General features: G+C 68.5%; 9 protein-coding genes and 1 pseudogene. 6 read left to right on the top strand and 4 right to left on the bottom strand.

Annotated elements, in window-relative coordinates; all coding sequences use genetic code 11:
• Window positions 1-11: 11 nt before the first annotated feature.
• Window positions 12-1,424 carry a hypothetical protein gene (locus VD972_RS42515; protein WP_324995312.1) on the bottom strand — a complete coding sequence of 471 codons (1,413 nt, stop codon included), beginning with the start codon at window positions 1,422-1,424 and terminating at the stop codon, window positions 12-14.
• Between the two features lie 800 nt (window positions 1,425-2,224).
• Complete coding sequence (locus VD972_RS42510) at window positions 2,225-5,338, bottom strand: ATP-binding protein (protein WP_324995310.1); 3,114 nt, start codon at window positions 5,336-5,338, stop codon at window positions 2,225-2,227.
• 322 nt (window positions 5,339-5,660) lie between these two features.
• On the opposite strand from VD972_RS42510, the gene VD972_RS42505 reads away from it, so the two are divergent.
• The 6 genes from VD972_RS42505 (at window position 5,661) to hemH (ending at window position 14,511) form a co-directional block, all read left to right on the top strand.
• Window positions 5,661-6,515, top strand: a complete 855-nt coding sequence (locus VD972_RS42505) for a hypothetical protein (RefSeq protein WP_324995308.1) — start codon at window positions 5,661-5,663, stop codon at window positions 6,513-6,515.
• Window positions 6,516-6,696: 181 nt separating this feature from the next.
• The gene (gene treY, locus VD972_RS42500) at window positions 6,697-9,795 is read left to right on the top strand and encodes a malto-oligosyltrehalose synthase (protein WP_324995306.1); all 3,099 of its coding nucleotides are present in this window, start codon (window positions 6,697-6,699) and stop codon (window positions 9,793-9,795) included.
• Window positions 9,792-11,942 carry a glycogen debranching protein GlgX gene (gene glgX, locus VD972_RS42495; protein WP_324995304.1) on the top strand — a complete coding sequence of 717 codons (2,151 nt, stop codon included), beginning with the start codon at window positions 9,792-9,794 and terminating at the stop codon, window positions 11,940-11,942. Before treY ends, glgX begins: the two co-directional genes overlap by 4 nt.
• A gap of 90 nt (window positions 11,943-12,032) precedes the next feature.
• Complete coding sequence (locus VD972_RS42490) at window positions 12,033-12,977, top strand: TerC family protein (protein WP_324995302.1); 945 nt, start codon at window positions 12,033-12,035, stop codon at window positions 12,975-12,977.
• 58 nt (window positions 12,978-13,035) lie between these two features.
• The gene (gene apaG / locus VD972_RS42485) at window positions 13,036-13,419 is read left to right on the top strand and encodes a Co2+/Mg2+ efflux protein ApaG (RefSeq protein WP_324995300.1); all 384 of its coding nucleotides are present in this window, start codon (window positions 13,036-13,038) and stop codon (window positions 13,417-13,419) included.
• Window positions 13,420-13,422: 3 nt separating this feature from the next.
• A complete protein-coding gene (gene hemH, locus VD972_RS42480) occupies window positions 13,423-14,511 on the top strand; it encodes a ferrochelatase (RefSeq protein ID WP_324995298.1) in 1,089 nt (362 codons plus the stop codon).
• Window positions 14,512-14,578: 67 nt separating this feature from the next.
• On the opposite strand, the gene VD972_RS42475 is transcribed toward hemH, so the two are convergent.
• Both VD972_RS42475 and VD972_RS42470 read right to left on the bottom strand, forming a co-directional pair.
• A complete protein-coding gene (locus VD972_RS42475; protein WP_324995296.1) occupies window positions 14,579-16,522 on the bottom strand; it encodes a choice-of-anchor A family protein in 1,944 nt (647 codons plus the stop codon).
• Between the two features lie 84 nt (window positions 16,523-16,606).
• Window positions 16,607-17,663 (bottom strand): annotated as a pseudogene (locus VD972_RS42470) (hypothetical protein); the annotation flags it as partial.

Genomic DNA, 17,663 nt, shown 5'->3' with positions numbered 1-17,663 from the left:
GTGGGAAGTGGCTACGGCCGAGGATCCTCCATTCCGTACATCGCAAGCACGTCTTCCAGTGAGGCCTCGCCTGCGAGGACCTTGTCGAGCTCCTCCACCATCGTGTGCAGGTGCGGGGGAGTGTCGATGCCGTAGCGCGCCGCTTGCAGCTCGGCCTCGTGCTTGAGAGAGGTGGCGAGGCTCTTCGTATCCGTCGCCAGGGCTCCCTTCGTGTCGCGCAGGTAGTCCAGTCGCACGCGACGGTCGATGGGGAAGTCGAAGCCCTGGAGCGCCTCTTGGACCTCGAGCTGCTGGATCTCCGCCTTTCGGGGGACAGGAGGGCGGGAAGGAAGCGTCCCACTGGCAATCTCCTCAGGGGTGCGAATCCTCAGGCCGTGCTCATCGAAGACGTTCTCGATCTCGTCGACAGACTTCCCCGCTGCCTTGAGGTCGTCAATCAGGTTGTGAAGATAGAGCGGAGTGTCGATGCCATAGGCTGCTGCCTGCTGCTCGGCCTCCTGGAGCACGTACTCCTTGAGGCTGAGCGTGTCCGTTGGCAGGGGGGGGGAGTTCGGATCCAAGCGACTGTGCAGGAGGTCCAGCTCCACGGCCTTGTCGACGGGCGTGCGCAGTCCCATGGCGGCGCCAACCATCTCGAGATCCTGGACTGCCGCGAGGGCTTGGTCGTGCTGCTCAGGCGTGAACCCGCCCGGTTGATCCTTCAGGGCAGCGCTGTCGGCGGGTGCGGTCGGGCTGTCGGCATCCAGGCGGCGAGGCGGTGGTGGAACGGTGACGGCCGGAGGCAGGGCATTGCCTGCTCCAGGACGGGGGGGCGGCGGCGGAACGGTGACGGCCGGAGGAAGGACGTCGTCAGCATCCGGGCGGAGTGGCGGCGGAGGTCCATCGACCTTCGGCAGCTCGGGGCCTCGCGCAGGAGCACCGGGGAGGAGGTTGTCTGCCTTCCCCGCGTCATCCAGCATGCCGACGCCTCCGGGGCCATCGAACTTCGCCTCCAGGAGGATGCCCAGCGCCTGGCCCAGGACTCGGCCCACATCGCGGGGGTTCTCCTGCAGCGTCTGCAGCGCTCCACTGGGGTTGCTCACCAGGTAGTTGAAGCCCCGCGTCGAGGGCTGAATGATGTTGTTGTTGGCCTCCTCCCACAGGACCTGCCCGGCCGCCTGCGGGTTCGAGGCGAGGAAGTTCAGCCCCGCCTGCGCAGTGCTCAGGCGGGCAGAGGCCTCCTCTCCGAGCACGCCGAGCGCTGCCTTGGGATCATTGACGAGGAAGTTCAGTCCCGCGCCGGCCTGCTGATACGTCTCGGCCTTGAAGAGCGAGTCCACGCCGAGCCCTTCCGAGAGTCCCCAGCCGTACTCCTGGATCCCTTCCCAGTTCAGGCCGCTCTGGGCCGGAGGCGGCGCTGCCGGAGGCGGCGCAGGGCTGCGCACGGGGAGACCTTCGCTGGCGCCCGAGGCCCCGGCGCTGGGAACAGGAAGCCGGGGAGGAGAGAGAGGCCCGCCCGCCATCCCCGAGGCACCCCCGGAGTAGGTGTCGCCACCCGTCGCTCGTGGCGGGCGGCCGCCGCTCATGCCAGAGGCACCCGCGCTGGACGGTGAGGTCTGCGTGGGTGGACGGGAGGTCCCCGCGCCCGAAGCACCTGCACTGAATGAGCTCTCTTCACGGCGAGGCAGGCGGGGGGCTCCGCTGGAGCCCGAGGCGCCCGCCGCCGAAGCTGGCGCCCTGGCCGGAGCACGAGGAGCACCAGCACCGGAAGCACCCGCGCTGCTGAAGCTGCTCTGCTGCCCGCGAGAGGGCCGCGAGGAGCCGTTCGTGCCAGACGAGCCCCCACTGGAACTGGAGCCACCACTCGCGCCGGAGGCGCTGGAGGACGACGGAGTGCTGGCACGCTTCGGAGCGCGGGAGGTGCCGCTACCCGAGGATCCTCCTTCAAAGGAGCTCTCCTCGCGGCGGGGAGAACGGGGACGATTCGTTCCGGAAGCTCCCCCGGAAGAGGAGCTCCCTGTGTCCTGTCTGCCGCTGTCACTGCGCTCTGAGCGAGCGGGTGAACGTGAAGAACCAGATCCTTTGCTGACGGCGTCCATGCGAGGGCCTCCCAGGCGTGCGAGACCTCAAAGCAACGGCAATGCCAGAGCGAATGGGCTGGAAATCCAGGGGCTTACAGATTCCGTGGATCCCCATGGGAACGTGCATGTCCACTCCATCTGTCCCAGCCGAGGGACAGGGGCTGTCAGTCCGGTCGAGGGAGCCACTGCTCTAGCAGCCGTAGCGAGCTGCGCAGATCGGAGGAGGCTGCCGCGGGAGGCGCTTGCCGGGCCTGCTCCAGCCGCTGCCGCGCCGCTGCCACGAGTTGCCCCGCAAGGGCGGAGGGAGCCCGGGTCCGCGCTGCCGCGAGATCCACTGCGGCGCGGAGCAGAGACACCAGCTCGCCCAGCACAGGGTCATTGCGCAGCTCGGGTGCGGCTTCCAGCAGGAGGAAGCCCTCGGAGGCCTCCGGGAGCTGGCCGAGCGCGGCGTGGACCGCGGCAAGGTGGGCGGAGAAGCGCAGCATGTGCCAGCGTGACACCTCGGACAGAGTGGCGATGGCTTCGCGCAGGTGGGCCAGGGCCTGCTCCGGTGCGCCCAGCCACAGGTAGGCGCGGCCGAGTTCTCCACGCGCGCACGCCTCGAGAATGCGGCTGCCGAACTGCCGGCCGATGGGCATGGCCGCCTCCAGGTGCTCCACCGCCTCGGAGGCCCGGTTCTCCTCCAGCAGGAGGCAGCTGATGTTCACCCGGGCAATTGCGTGGTGGAAGCGGTCGCCCACATGGGTTGACTTGCTCAGGACCTCCTCCAGTAGCGCTACCGCCTCTCGCGTCCGCCCCAGCTCGCCAATGGCAAAGGCATAGTTGATCAGGAAGACCACCTCGTAGGTGGCATCCCCCAGCCCGCGGAACAGCTCCAATGCCGCATGCAGGTGGGGAACGGCCGCCGTGACGCCGCTGCGGAACAGCTCGACGAGGCCCAGGTTGCCCACCGCGTAGCCCTCCAGCCAACGGTCCCCATCCGAGGACAGCGCCCGGGCCCCCACCACCAGTGCCCACGCCGCATTCATGTCCCCCTCATGGCGGGCCACCATGGAGAGCCCCACCAGCACCCGCTTCTCCTGCGCCTCCGCCCTCAGAGCGTGGAAGGCCCTGCGTGCCTCCTCCAGGTCCTTGCGCGCGGCGGCGAGGCGGCCCAGCTCCAGGTGGGCCCGGCCGCGTACCGCGAGGGCCTCGGCGCGCAGCCGCGCGTCCACAGGAAGGCTGGAGGCCAGCTCCAAGGCCTGGTCCATCCGCTCAAGCGTGAGATCCATCGGCCCGCGCGCCGTCACGTCAGGCTCGAGCGCGATCAGCCCGCCCAGCACCCGGGCCAGGGACTCTGGTGTGGCAGGGCGCTCGGCCAGGGCATTGTCACATACGGCCAGCAGGTTCTCGCGCTCCGCAGAGAGCCTGCGCAGCGCCTCCACGCCGCTGCTGCCATGCAACAGGCGGGTGAGCATGCGCGCATGGCCCAAGAAGAAGTCCGCATGCCGCGCCACCGCCGAGGCCGCGAGGCCAGACTCCGCCAGCCGCTCCGAGGCGTACTCGCGCACGCTCTCGTACAGGCTCAGGCGCCGCTCTCCCTCGAGGTTCCCCGTGGGCGCAGTCCGCAGCAGCGACTTGCTGCGCAGGGACTGGATCACGTCCAGCACGTCCGGGCCGTCCGGGGGGAGCGCCAGCACCGCCTCGGCCGCCTCGAGGGTGAAGCCGCCGCGGAACACCGAGCACTGTGCCAGGGCCTCGCGCTCGGCGGGCTCCAGCAGGTTCCAGCTCCAGTCGATGGCACCTCGCAGCGTGGCCTGCCGCGCCGAGGCATCCCGCTGTCCGGCCCGCAGCAGCACGAAGCGCCGCGACAGCCGTTCGCGAATCTGTGCCACCCCCAGCACGTGGGTCCGCGCCGCCGCCAGCTCGATCGCCAGGGCGATGCCGTCCAGGCGGCGCACGATCTCGGACACCCGCGGGGCGTCCTCGGCCGTCAGCACATAGTGCCCCTGGGCCGCCTGAGCGCGCTGCACGAAGAGGCGCACCGCCTCCGAGCGGGAGATGGCCTCCAGCGACGTCTCATCTTCCGCGGGCAGCCCTAACGGCGCCAGATCCAGCACCCACTCCCCGGGCAGGCGCATCGCCTCGCGCGAGGTAACGAGGAAGCGCGCATGGGGCGCCAGCGCCATCCACCGGCCCAGGGTGGCCGACACATGGCGCATGAGGTGCTCCATGTTGTCGAGGATGAGGAGCACCTGCCCCCGGCCCGCGAGCGCGCGGCCGATCTGCTCGGCCGGATCCGCCTCCTTGTCGCCGTGGGTGAGATCCACATCGAGCGCCTGACCGACCCCGTGGCAGATGTCGCCCGCAGAAGTGGCCTCCGTCAGCACGCACAGCCACACGCCGCCGCTCCAGAGCTGCTGCGAGTTCAGCTGGGTGCTCCCGAAGTGGGTGGCCAGGCGTGTCTTGCCCATGCCTCCGGGCCCCAGAATGGTGACGAGCCGCGCGCCCTCCTGAAACCGCTGCCGCAGGAGCGCCAGCTCCTCCTCGCGGCCTACCAGTGCGCCCGTGACGGAGGGGAGGTTGCCTCGCCGCTCCTCCATGGCCCGCTGGGGCCCGAAGCGTCGATCCGCCAGCGAGGCAGGGAGCACTTCGATCAACGCGATGCGTTCCTCGAAGCCCTTGAGGCGGAACTCACCCAGGGCCCGCACCGCGGGATGGCCCAAGGCCTCGAGCTGGTAGGCCACCTGGGCCCAGGCCACGCCGCTCAGCAACACCTGGCCGCCGTGGCCCGCATCCGCCACGCGTGCCGCCACGTTCACCGTGTGCCCCAGGTAGTCCGCCCGGCCGGTGCGCTCGTCGATCCGGCACTCGGCCTCACCCAGGTGCACGCCCATGCGGACCCGGAGGCCCCGGTGCAGCGCTCGGCCTTGTGGCCCACGCTCCTCGGCGGCCTGGGGGTGGGCGAGGATCCCGGCGGGCCAGGGCGCGTGCAACAGCGCCTCCTGCGCGTCCAGGCACCAGCGCACCGCCTCTGTTACTGAGGGGAAGACCACCATGAATGAGTCTCCCTGTGTCTTCACCTCATAGCCCGAGGTGGTGGACAGCCGCGTGCGCAGCACCCGGTTGTGCTCGTCCAGCGCCACCTGCATGGCCTCGCCACACTGCTCCCACAGCTGGGTGGAGCTCTGCACGTCGGTGAAGACGACCGCCACCGTGCCCCGGGGAGCCTGAGGAGGACCTGGCAGGTGGGAATTCCCCAGCGCGTCACCGGCCGGGGGCGCGTTAAGCGAGGGCATGGCGAGAGAGCGATGCAGCACGGTTGACCCGGGAGGGAAGGGGGACACGCGGTGAGCGGAGAGGCTCTCCACCCAGAGACCCAACTTCGTGTCGTAACGGCATTTTACGTCTCCGTCGTGCTCGAGCCGGCCTGGCTTCCTGGAGGCCCTCAGGGGCTCCTTCCGGGGCTACCGCTCCAGCCCGGGCTTGCGGTCGAACCTGAGTGTCAGACCCCTCTGGTTGGATGGCGGCATCGGTTGAACACGACCTCTTACCCCCGGTTTGGAGAAGACCATGGAAAACCTCACGAAACGAGTCGGTCTCAGCTTTTGCGGTAGGTGGGTGGCGGCCTGGGCGCTGCTGATGGGCAGCATGGCGTGTGGGCCGATGGAGGAGGCTACGCCCGAGTCCGTTGAAGCCCTCAGCACCCGTGAGCAGGAACTGCAGGGGGAGAACGGGCTGACCGCCAACGGGCTGACCGCCAACGGGCTGGCGAGCGCCGACTTCGCGGCGTGGTTCTCCCAGTCCGCGGCGCAGAACGCCACGCTGATGAAGTACGTGGTGCAGTGCGCGCTGTCCGCGGGAGAGTCCCGCAGCTACCAGGATCTCTCGTCTGGCACCTCGTACACGTGGCGGGGCTCGCTGGGGCTGGCGCCGGGCTGGGCCAACGGACAGAACATCACCGTGGCAGAGCAGCAGCTGGTGTCCGCGTGCCTGGCGGCTCATCTCAACAAGTTCGGGATGCACGTTCCGCTCTCCGTGCTTGGGCTCACCGCGCAGCAGGAGCCTATCCCCTACAGCAGCGAGGAGATCCAGACCTTCTCGCGGCGCGAGGCTTGCTTCTTCGGCAACCTCTTTACCCAGGAGGGTGTCTTCGCCGGCGTAGACCGCGATTATCTGAATGAAGGGGAGAGCTCTCCGCGCGCCTGCGGCCTTACAACCTCCCAGGACGTCCTCGCCTCCCAGTGCAGCCCTCTCGTCCACGTCCAGAACTGCGAGACGTTCTGCACGCTGGATCCGTCGGGACTGTTCTACACGGAGTGCACGTACATGGGCCGGACCTATCTGCCGCTCACCACGCGGATCCGCACGCAGGAGATCTACACGTGTGGTGACGGCGTGTGCCAGTTCACCGAGAGCTGTGGCACGGGTAACTCGGCCAGCAGCTGCGCGAGCGACTGCGGCTCCTGCGAGTAACACCTGAAGTCGTCACCCGCGACGCGTGAGCCCTGCTGGGCGCGCGTTGCAGCGAGGGCTCGCCAGGACACGGCGGGCCTCTGTTTTTTGTGGGGCATGGCACCCCCGAGCGTTGGAAACAGGGCGAACAGGCACTTGCCCACTGGCCAACGCCTCCAGAAGGTCCTACCTCTCTGCCGGTATGCTGCTCCAAGGATTGGAAGAGGGGAGTGCCGCCTCACCCCAGGCGGCAGAGGGTGGAGTGTCCGCTGCGGACAAGCTGTTCGCGCGTCTCCGTGAGGATCTGCTGGCGCGGGCCCGCGCGACACCCGTGTCCACCTACCGGATCCAGCTCCACAAGGGCTTCACCTTCCAGCAGGCCCGGGCCGTGGTGCCGTACCTGGCACGCCTGGGCGTGAGCGACTTCTACGCCTCGCCCTACCTGAAGGCCTCGCCCGGCAGCACCCACGGGTACGACTGCGTGGATCACCAGCAGCTCAACCCCGAGGTGGGCTCGCCCGAGGAGCACGCTGCCCTGTGCCACGTGCTGCGCGAGCACGGCTTGGGCCAGGTGCTGGATGTGGTCCCCAACCACATGGGCATCGAGCGCTTCAACGCCCTGTGGTTCGACGTGCTGGAGAACGGCCCCTCCTCCGTGTACGCCAAGTACTTCGACATCGACTGGGCGCCCGTGAAGGCGGAGCTGCGCGACAAGGTGCTCCTGCCCATCCTCGGCGATCAGTACGGCATCGTCCTGGAGAGGGGAGAGCTCAGGCTTGGCTTCCGCGCCGGGGCCTTCTTCATCCACTACTACGATCACCTGCTGCCGCTGGCGCCCCGGCAGTACGCCCACGTCCTGCGTCCAGGCCTGGAGGAGCTGGAGCCGCGGCTGGGCGCCACGAATCCGCACCTCATCGAGCTGCAGTCCATCCTCACCGCCATCGAGCACCTCCCCCCACGCACGGAGACGGAGCGCCCCAAGGTCATCGAGCGCAACCGGGAGAAGGAGGTCATCAAGCGGCGGCTCGCGGCTGTCGTGGAGGCCAGCGCCGAGGTGGCTTCCTTCGTGGCAGCCCGGGTGGAGGCCTGCAACGGCGCACCCGGCAACCCCCGCTCGTTCGACACGCTGGATGCGCTGCTGGGCGGGTGCAGCTACCGGCTGGCGCACTGGCGCGTGGCGGGCGAGGAGATCAACTACCGGCGCTTCTTCGACATCAACGGGCTGGCGGCCATCCGCGTCGAGGATCCCGAGGTCTTCGACGAGGCCCACGCGCGCATCCTCGACTGGCTGAGCCATGGCCTGATCACCGGCCTGCGCATCGATCACCCGGACGGGCTGTTTGATCCGACGGCCTACTTCCTCCGGCTCCAGGAGCGCTTCTTCCTGGAGCTGGCCCGGGTGCGCTTCCGTGAGGAGCATGGCGAGAGCGATGCGCGCTGGAGCGCGGTGGAGCAGCGGCTGCTGGAGCGGTGGCGGAGCGAGGTGGCGGAGGATCAGGGCTCGCCGCTGCGCAAGGCGCTCTTCGTGGTGGTGGAGAAGATCCAGGGCGGGCGCGAGCGCATGCCCGAGTCCTGGGCGGTGCACGGCACCACCGGCTACCGCTTCGCCAACTCCGTGGGAGGCGTCTTCCTCCAGCCGGACTCGGAGAAGCAGCTGACGGAGACGTACCACCGCTTCATCGGCGAGGCGACGAACTTCGAGGAGCTCGTCTACCAGAAGAAGCTCCTCATCATGCGCACGGCCATGGCGAGCGAGATCAACATGCTCGCCTATGAGCTGAACCGCATCTCGGAGATGAACCGGCGCACGCGGGACTTCACCCTCAACAGCCTGCGCCGGACGCTGGTGGAGTTCATCGCGCTGTTCCCCGTCTACCGCACCTACGTGGACGGCTGGCGGCCAGAGCTGGATGCGCGGGATGTGCAGTACATCGAGTGGACGATCGCCCGCGCCAAGGAGCGCAACGCCACCACCAACGTCAGCATCTATGACTTCCTGCGGGACATCCTCCTGCGGCGCTACCCTGAGCACACGAACGAGAAGGAGCGCGGCTTCATGCTGCGCTTCGTCATGAAGCTGCAGCAGGTGACGGGCCCGGTGATGGCCAAGGGACTGGAGGACACCTCCTTCTATATCTACAACCGGCTCGTCTCGCTCAACGAGGTGGGCGGAGAGCCGGAGCACTTCGGCACGCGGGTGTCCGCCTTCCACCAGCGCAACCGCGAGCGCTCCGAGCACTGGCCGGCCAGCCTGCTCACCACCAGCACCCATGACACCAAGCGCAGCGAGGATGTGCGGGCGCGCCTGCACGTGCTCACCGAGCTGCCCGAGGAGTGGAGCCGGCGGGTGGAGCACTGGAGCCAGCTCAACGCCGCCCATGTCACCGCGCTGCCGGGCGGCCCCGCACCCTCGCGCAATGACGAGTACCTCTTCTACCAGACGGTGGTCGGCGCCTGGCCCATGGGCGAGGCCCTCTCCGCTGCGGAGCTCGGGGACTTCCAGCGCCGCGTGCGCGACTACATGGCCAAGGCCCTCAAGGAGGCCAAGGTCCGCACCTCGTGGACAAACCCGGACGCCGAGTATGACTCGGCCGTCGCGCGCTTCGTGGACGCGTGCTTCGATCCGGGCCGGAGCGCCGCCTTCCTCGACGAGGTGCGCCAGTTCAAGCGCCGCATGGAGCCCGCCGGACAGCTCAACTCCCTGGGGCAGCTCGTCCTCAAGCTGGCCTCGCCCGGCGTGGTGGACACCTACCAGGGCTGCGAGCTGTGGGACTTGTCCCTCGTGGATCCGGACAACCGGCGCCCGGTGGACTTCGCGGCGCGCTCGCGGATGCTCGAGGTGCTGGATCACGAGACTGCGGGAGATCCGGCCGGCCTGTGCGCCCGGCTTCTGGCGGACCGGGATGATGGGCGCGTCAAGCTCTACACGCTCGCCCAGGGCCTGCGCCTGCGCCAGCGCCAGCGGGCCCTCTTCCGCGCCGGTGGCTACCACGAGCTGGAGCTGGAGGGGCCTCGCGCCCGGGCGGCCGTGGCCTTCGCGCGCGAGCACGAGGAGGCCGTCGTCATCGCCGCGGTGCCGCGCTTCACTCTCGCCGCGCTGGAGGGGGAGGGTGGGCTGGCCCGGGCCTATGAAGGCACTTTCGTGGCGCTTCCGGAGGCCTATGGAGGCATGATGTTCCGGGACGTCTTCACCGGGCGCGAGGTTCGGCCGGAGCGAGGACCGACGGGTGGCGTGGTGCTGCCCCTCTCGCCGCTGCTTGCGGGGTTCCCGGTCGTCTTGCTGGAGAGGAGCAAGGGATGAGGAGGGCGGAGGTGCTACCGGGGAAGCCGTTTCCCCTGGGCGCCACGTACGACGGTGAAGGGGTCAACTTCGCGGTCTTCAGCGAGCAGGCCCGGAAGATAGAGGTCTGCCTCTTTGACTCCGCTGAGCCCTCCCGAGAGCTCCGCCGCATCCCCCTGCTGGAGACGGACTTCAACGTCCGGCACGGCTACATCCCCGGCCTGAAGCCGGGCACCCTCTATGGCCTGCGCGCCCACGGCCCCTACGAGCCCAAGCGCGGCCTGCGCTTCAACCCCCACAAGCTGCTGGTGGATCCGTACGCCCGCGCCCTCCACGGCCGGGTGAACTCCTCCCCGCTCGTGTACGCCTACAAGGTTGGCGACGAGAGCGACAAGGAAGCGGACCTGACGATCGACACGCGCGACAGCGCCGCGGGCATGCCCAAGGCCATCGTGCTCACGGATGACTTCGACTGGGAGGGAGATCGGCCGCCCGCCACGCCGTTGAACCGCTCGCTCCTGTACGAGCTGCACGTGAAGGGCTTCACGAAGCTTCACCCGGCCGTGCCCGAGTCGCAGCGGGGCACCTACGCGGGGATGACCCACCCGGCCGTCCTCGAGCACCTGCGCAAGCTGGGCGTCACCGCCGTGCAGCTGCTGCCCATCCATGCGGCGGTGGACGAGTCCTTCCTCGTCAAGAAGGGGCTCACCAACTACTGGGGCTACAACACCCTGGGCTTCTTCGCCCCGGACGCGCGCTACAGCGGCTCCGGCTCCCTGGGCGGCCAGGTCACCGAGTTCAAGCAGATGGTGAAGGAGCTCCACCGCGCCGGCCTCGAAGTCATCCTGGACGTGGTCTACAACCACACCTGCGAGGGCAACCACCTGGGGCCCTCGCTCTCCTTCAAGGGCCTGGACAACGCCGCCTACTACCGGCTCAACGAGAAGGATCCGCGCTTCTACCTGGACTTCACCGGCTGCGGGAACTCGTGGAACGCCACCCACCCGTATGCCCTCAAGCTGGTGATGGACTCGCTCCGCTACTGGGTCGAGGTGATGCACGTGGACGGGTTCCGCTTCGATCTGGCCACCACGCTGGGGCGGGACAGGCACGGGTACGATTCGCGCGCGGCCTTCTTCCAGATGGTGCATGGGGATCCAGTCCTCAGCCGGGTAAAGCTCATCGCCGAGCCGTGGGATGTGGGCGACTTCGGCTACCAGGTGGGCAACTTCCCGGTGCTGTGGAGCGAGTGGAACGGCAAGTACCGTGACACCATCCGCCGCTACTGGAAGGGAGATGACCGGCAGGCGGCGGAGATCGGCTACCGGCTCACCGGCTCCTCGGATCTGTTCGCCCTCTCCGAGCGCGGGCCCACCGCGAGCGTCAACTTCGTCACCGCCCATGATGGCTTCACCCTGCACGATCTCGTCACCTACAACGAGAAGCACAACGAGGCGAACCTGGAGGGCAACCGGGACGGCTCCAACGACAACCACGCGTGGAACTGCGGCGTGGAGGGAGAGACGGACAACGCGGTGATTGGCGCCCTGCGCGAGCAGCAGAAGCGCAACTTCCTCGCCACCCTCTTTGTCTCCCAGGGCGTGCCCATGCTGGTGGCGGGCGATGAGTTCGGCCGCACGCAGCGGGGCAACAACAACGCCTACTGCCAGGACAGCCCCATCTCCTGGGTGAGCTGGGAGCTGAGCCCTGGCCAGCGTGAGCTCCTGGCCTTCTGCGTGCGCATGAGCAAGCTGCGCCGCGAGCAGCCCGTGCTGCACAAGCGCCGCTTCTTCCGGGGCGCCCACATCTGGGACAGCGAGCTGAAGGATCTGGCGTGGTTCCGGCCGGACGGCAAGGAGATGCGCAAGGACGATTGGGAGAAACCCTATGCGCGCTCGCTGGGCTTCCTGCTCGGAGGGGACGCCATCGCCGCCCTGGACGAGGAGGGACACCGCATCGTCGGCGACACCCTGCTGGTGCTGCTCAACGCCCACCACGAGCCCATGACGTTTGCGCTGCCCGCCATCGAGTGGGGCGCGGACTGGGAATTGGTGGTGGACACCACCACCGCCGGGGACTGTTCCCACGTCCACACTCCCGCCGGTGGGAAGGTGCAGGTGGCGGGGCGCTCCGTGGTCGTCCTGCGCCGGCCGGCAACGGACTTGTAGGCCTTGTAGCGCCCGGAAGCGTCAGGCAGGTGTCGACGGGGCGCCCACACCCGGGTAGGGTGCGCGGCGCTTGTTACTCCGGGAAGGTACGTGAACACTCAAGTCGCGCTCTGGGTGGGGTTCAACCTCTTCGTCGTGGCGATGCTCGCCATCGACCTGGGTCTGTTCCACCGCAAAGAACACGCGGTGTCGCCGAAAGAGGCGGGCGTCTGGACGGGCGTGTGGATCACCATCAGCCTGATCTTCTGTGCGGGCGTGTGGCGCTTCTCGGGGAGCGAGCCGGCGCTGCAGTGGTTGACGGCCTACGTCGTCGAGTACTCGCTCTCCGTCGACAACCTCTTCGTCTTCCTGATGGTGTTCGGCTACTTCCGGGTAGCGCCCGAGCACCAGCACCGGGTGCTCTTCTGGGGCATCATCGGCGCCTTCATCATGCGCGCGGTGCTCATCATCGCGGGCACGGCGCTGGTGAAGGAGTTCCACTGGCTCATCTACCTGTTCGGCGCCTTCCTCGTCTTCACCGCCCTGAAGATGCTCGTCTCCAAGGATGATGACGCCGCGGATCCGGAGAAGGGCATCGTCGTCCGGTTCGCGCGGCGGGTGCTGCCGGTGGCGCGCCAGGGCAACGGCAGCCACTTCTTCATCCGGGACGACGGGCGGCTGAAGGTGACGCCGCTGTTCCTGGTGCTGCTGGTGGTGGAAGTCACGGACCTGCTCTTCGCGCTGGACTCCATCCCCGCGGTGCTCGGCATCAGCCAGGACCCGTTCATCATCTACACGTCCAACGTGTGCGCCATCCTGGGCCTGCGCTCCCTCTTCTTCGTGGTGGCCAGCCTCATGGAGAAGTTCCACTTCCTCAAAGTCGGCCTGGCCGCCATCCTCGGCTTCGTGGGCGCGAAGATGCTCGTCACCTACTTCGACATCCACATCCACATCGGGCTGTCGCTGGGGGTGATCGCCGGCATCCTGACGGCCAGCATCGTCGCCTCGCTCATCTGGCCGAAGGCGCCGGAGCACCCCCCGCAGGCCAAGTCCTAGGCCCGCCTGCTGGCGTTTTCCTTGCATCCCGGCCACAACCCGGCCAAAGGTGGAGCGCATGTCCACGACAACCACCGAGGGCATCCGCATCACCGTGAAGCCGGCCTTCTGGCCGGAGCGCAGTGCTCCTGAGTCCGGGCACTTCGCCTTCATGTACACGGTGGAGATTGCCAACGAGGGGACGCAGCCGGCGCAACTGCGCGCCCGGCACTGGGTCATCACCGATGGCAACGGGCGGGTGGAGGAAGTCAAAGGCGAGGGCGTGGTGGGCAAGCAGCCGCGCCTCGGCCCGGGTGAGCGCTTCGAGTACACGAGCTGGGCCATGCTGCGCACGCCCTTCGGCTCCATGCGTGGCAGCTACCAGATGGTGAGGCCCAACGGGCAGCAGTTCGAGGCCCAGATTGGCGAGTTCGCCCTCACCTTGCCCCACGCGCTGCACTGAGCCATGCCCACGCCGAAGAAGGGCCTGCTGCTGGTCAACCTGGGGACGCCGGATGGGCCCGAGTCGGGCCCGGTGCGCCGCTACCTGCGCGAGTTCCTCAGCGATCCGCGGGTGTTGGATCTCCACCCGGCGGCGCGCTGGCTGCTGCTCAACTTCATCATCCTCCCCACCCGTCCGGCGAAGAGCGCCGAGGCCTACCAGAAAGTCTGGATGAAGGAGGGCTCGCCGCTGCTCGTCCACAGCCGGGCGCTCGAGGCCGCCGTGGCCGAGCGCCTCCGGGGCGAGTACGAGGTGGAGCTCGCCATGCGCTACGGCAACCCCTCGCTGCCGGACGCGGTGAAGGCGCTCCGCTCCCGCGGGGTGAAGGAGTTCATCCTCCTGCCGCTCTACCCACAGGAGGCCGCCTCCTCCAGCAGCTCCACCCTGGCGCGCGCCTATGAGGTGCTGGCCGAGCATTGGGACGTGCCCGCGGTGCGCACGGTGCCTGCGTTCCACGATCACCCGGGCTTCCTGGACGCCTTCGCCGCGGTGGCGCGGCCGGTGATCGCCGAGGCGCGCGCGGAGCACGTCCTCTTCAGCTACCACGGCCTGCCCGAGCGCCACATGCGCAAGAGCGATCCCTCGGGCCGCCACTGCCTGGCATCGGCGGGGTGCTGCGAGGTGCTCACGGACGTCAACCGCCACTGCTACCGCGCGCAGTGCTTCGCCACCACGCGCGCCCTGGCCGAGCGGCTCGAGCTGCCCAGAGAGCGCTACACCGTCTCCTTCCAGTCGCGCCTGGGCCGCACTCCGTGGATCAAGCCGTACACGGACCTGGTCCTCCCGGAGCTGGCGAAGCAGGGCGTGAAGCGGCTGGCGGTGATGTGCCCGGCCTTCGTCGCCGACTGTCTGGAGACGCTGGAGGAAGTCGGCCTGCGCGCCCGGGATCAGTTCCTGGAGTGCGGCGGCGAGTCGCTGACGCTCGTCCCCTCGCTGAACTCCCACCCGGCCTGGGTGGACTCGGTGGTGCGCCTCGTGCGGGAGGCAGACGGCGCTGCCCCTGAAAATGAACCGGGCACCGGACTCCCGAAGAGCCCGATGCCCGGTCTGTGACTGCACCCCTGAAGGCCAGCCCCGGGTTGCCCCCAGGGCCTGCCTCAGCCCTCAGGGCTCATCCGTGTCAGTTCAGCTCGGTGCAGATCTCGTGCTCGTTCAGCGGGTTGATGTGGCCCTCGGCATCGCCCGTCAGCGAGTGGGCGTAGATGCCGCCGTCCCAGCTGCCGTTGTTGAAGGTGATGTTGGCGGAGGGCGCCAGCACCGTGCCCCAGAAGCCGAAGCCGTTGGCGGTGATGCTGGTGGCATCCACGAAGTTGTAGAGCACGCCGTGCTGGTCAATGCCGCCGGTGAAGTGGATGCCGAAGCCACCGAAGCTGGCCGAGGCCCCGCGGATGTTGACCACCACGAAAGAGCCGGCCGGCGCGTCGATGGACCAGAGCACCGCGCCGTTGAAGTCGCTGGCGTTCACGTCGAAGACGTTCAGGCCCGCGTGGGTGCCGTGCGAGAAGATCCCGCCCCACACTTCGCGCGTCGTGGTGCCGGTGGCCGCCTGGCCCGCGAGGAACGTGGACAGGTTGCCCAGCTCGGTGCCCCGGGCGGTGAAGTCGATGGGCGAGCCCTGCGCCAGCTGGCCGCGGGCGAACGTCACCGTCCCGTCAGCGGTGGTGCTGCCCCCGTAGAACGCGTTGCCGAAGACACCGCCATGGGAGATGTCCAGGTTGCCGCCCGCCACGAGCACGTTGTCGATGTCCGTCTCCGCCAGGCCCGAGCCCACGGCGAAGCCGTGCATGGAGATGTTGCCGCCCGCCGCCACCTTGCCCACCACGTCGTGGCCGCCGGTGTAGTCGCCGAGCAGGAAGAGGTTGTAGTCGTGCAGGCGGACCGTCACGCAATCCACGGGCTCGGGGGTGATGTTGATGACGAGTGTGCGCGGGGCCTCCACGTTCCCGGCCACGTCGCGCGCGTAGTAGGTGATGGTCGTCACACCCAGGTTCGTGATGGGGGGCAGGCTCGCCGCCGAGCCCGTCACCGTGGCGCCACCCGCCGTCGCGCCGCTGAGCGCATAGGTGATGCTCGCCACACCGGACTCATCGTCCGTCGCGGTGATCGTGACGGAGACGGGGCCGTGGTACTCGCCGCTGGCATCCGGCGGGGGCAGGGCGAAGGCGGTGCTCACCGGCGGCGTCACGTCCGGGTGGCCATTGCGCACGTTGAAGACGTAGCGGCCGAGGAGGGGGCTGTTGCGGCTGTTGTGGACGAGCCCCGTCTCCGGGTTGCTGTCGAGCAGGCCCTGGGTGACCAGCGAGCCCGGGAACTGGAAGAAGGCGGCCGGGTCGCCGTTGCCCGCCGAGAAGCCCGCGCCGGCCGGGGTGCCGCCGAAGCCGCCGTGGCCTTGGCTCGCGTCACCCGTCTCCCACAGGATGCGGGAGTAGTTCAGCACGATGTCGAAGTCGCCAGGGCCTGTGTCGGCGCGCTCCACCAGCAGCAGCTGGAAGGTGTTCAGCTTGTCGGTGTGCTGCGAGAAGTAGCCCACGTCCACCCAGCTGATGCAGAAGGCGCGGTGGCCCTCGTAGCTGATGGGGTTCTCCGAGTAGGTGGTGAGCCCTGAGACTGGGTTGCCCCCACCCGAGGTGCGCGTGTCCACGTCCGCCAGGAAGGCGGCGATGATAGGCGGCGTGTTGGCCGTCAGCTGGAACGGCGTCCACGTCCGCATCGGCGCGTCGAAGGTGACGTTGCCGTTGTTGTTGATGAAGAAGTTCGAGTACGTCGTCCCGAAGAAGTTGAGCTCGAACGGCAGCGCAACGGCCGAGGTGGACGAGTCGTCATTCGGGGGCAGGGACAAGGCAAAGCACTCGTCGTCCCAGACGATGGCCTCCGTGCCCGGCGCGACGAGCTGTGAGCGAGCGCTCTTGAGGCTGGCGCGCGCCTTCGCGTCATTGAGGACGCTGGAGATGAGCAGCGGCCCCGTCTTCTCACTCTTCTCGGCTGTGCCCTCTCCCTCCGGGGAACTGCACGCCGTGGTGATGAACGCGAGCGCCGCTAGCAAGCTGATGACCTGTCTCTTCACGGACTTCCTCCCTCTTCGAATGGCTGGCGCACTCTAGGGGTTTTTGCACTGTAATTGAATATTATTAGTCACACTGTTTAGTTTCTAAGGAGCGCCCAGAGAGCTGGCGCCCACACTCCAATCACTGGCCTGGTGGGTGTCTGTGGTGGGGGCTGTGCGCCTGACGGTGGTGGTGCGATCGGCGGAGACACCGTCCCAGTTGGCGGAGACATCCACAGCGGTAGGTGTGGAGGTGTACGTGCAGTCAGCGCCGCCACAGTTGGCGGGTTGCCAGTGCCCCAGGTTCTGCAGGGCCTTGAGCGCGGCGGGGAAGCTGCTGGGAGGCGTGGCCAGGCTGGGCCGAGCGAAGGCGACACCATCCTGTGGGTTGCCGGATGCGTCCCTGATCTGGATCACGCGGTTGTTGTGGAGGAGGCCGGACGCGCCAGCGTGGAGATCCCACGCGGTGTTGAAGTTGGAGGCGTAAGTCGCTGTGGGGAACTCGGCCTTGCTGGCCGTCTCCGAGCGGGGCGCGTCGAAGCCGGAGCCGGTGTCCGGGTTGAAGTGCACCACGATGATGTCTCCGGCGGCCACCGAGACGGCGGGCAGGGACGTCAGCGTGGTTGAGTCCTGCACGATCGTGAAGCCGGAGATGTTGCCGCTTTGCACCACGTACAGCTCGAGGAGATCCCTGCCCGAGTCGACGCTGGGAGCGGCCTCGGTGATGCGCAGCACGGCGGGCGCCTGGAAGCCGTCGAAGGTGACGCTCCGGGCGGACGCGTCCATGGCGGTGCCCAGGGTGTCGCGGATGCTGGTGGCCAACGTCACGGTGTAGCTCTGCCCGTTGGCCTGCGCGCTGGTGGTCAGCAGGAGGGAGCGGCCCTGGACGCTGGCGGCCGAGGCCGACAGGCCGTTGTTGAAGGTGAACTGGCTGCCGTTGGCCTGCACGCTGGCCGGGTCGATGCGCCGGTCGAGGTGGAGGATGACGCCCGTGGGGCTGGTGCTCACCGCGCTCTGGACGGTGGGTGCCGGGCAGGAGTGGAGCGTGAAGTCCAGGCTCTCCCAGCCGGAGGCCTGGGCCTGGGCGTTGGAGCGCCAGAGCGGAGCCCTCGCGGTGAGGTTGCAGCTCTTGTTCACGTCGAGCTGATCCTGCAGGGAGTTG

It is taken from the genome of Hyalangium sp. (assembly GCF_035629615.1).
Classification (GTDB): domain Bacteria; phylum Myxococcota; class Myxococcia; order Myxococcales; family Myxococcaceae; genus Hyalangium.
Note: the sequence above shows the minus strand (reverse complement) of the source record. Positions and strands in the feature narration are given on the sequence as shown.

Bases quoted from the DNA above. Each gene is read 5' to 3' on its own strand.
- glgX (WP_324995304.1), top strand. From the start codon at position 9,792: ATGAGGAGGGCGGAGGTGCTACCGGGGAAGCCGTTTCCCCTGGGCGCC.
- hemH (WP_324995298.1), top strand. From the start codon at position 13,423: ATGCCCACGCCGAAGAAGGGCCTGCTGCTGGTCAACCTGGGGACGCCG.
- apaG (WP_324995300.1), top strand. From the start codon at position 13,036: ATGTCCACGACAACCACCGAGGGCATCCGCATCACCGTGAAGCCGGCC.
- VD972_RS42510 (WP_324995310.1), bottom strand. From the start codon at position 5,338: ATGCCCTCGCTTAACGCGCCCCCGGCCGGTGACGCGCTGGGGAATTCC.
- treY (WP_324995306.1), top strand. From the start codon at position 6,697: ATGCTGCTCCAAGGATTGGAAGAGGGGAGTGCCGCCTCACCCCAGGCG.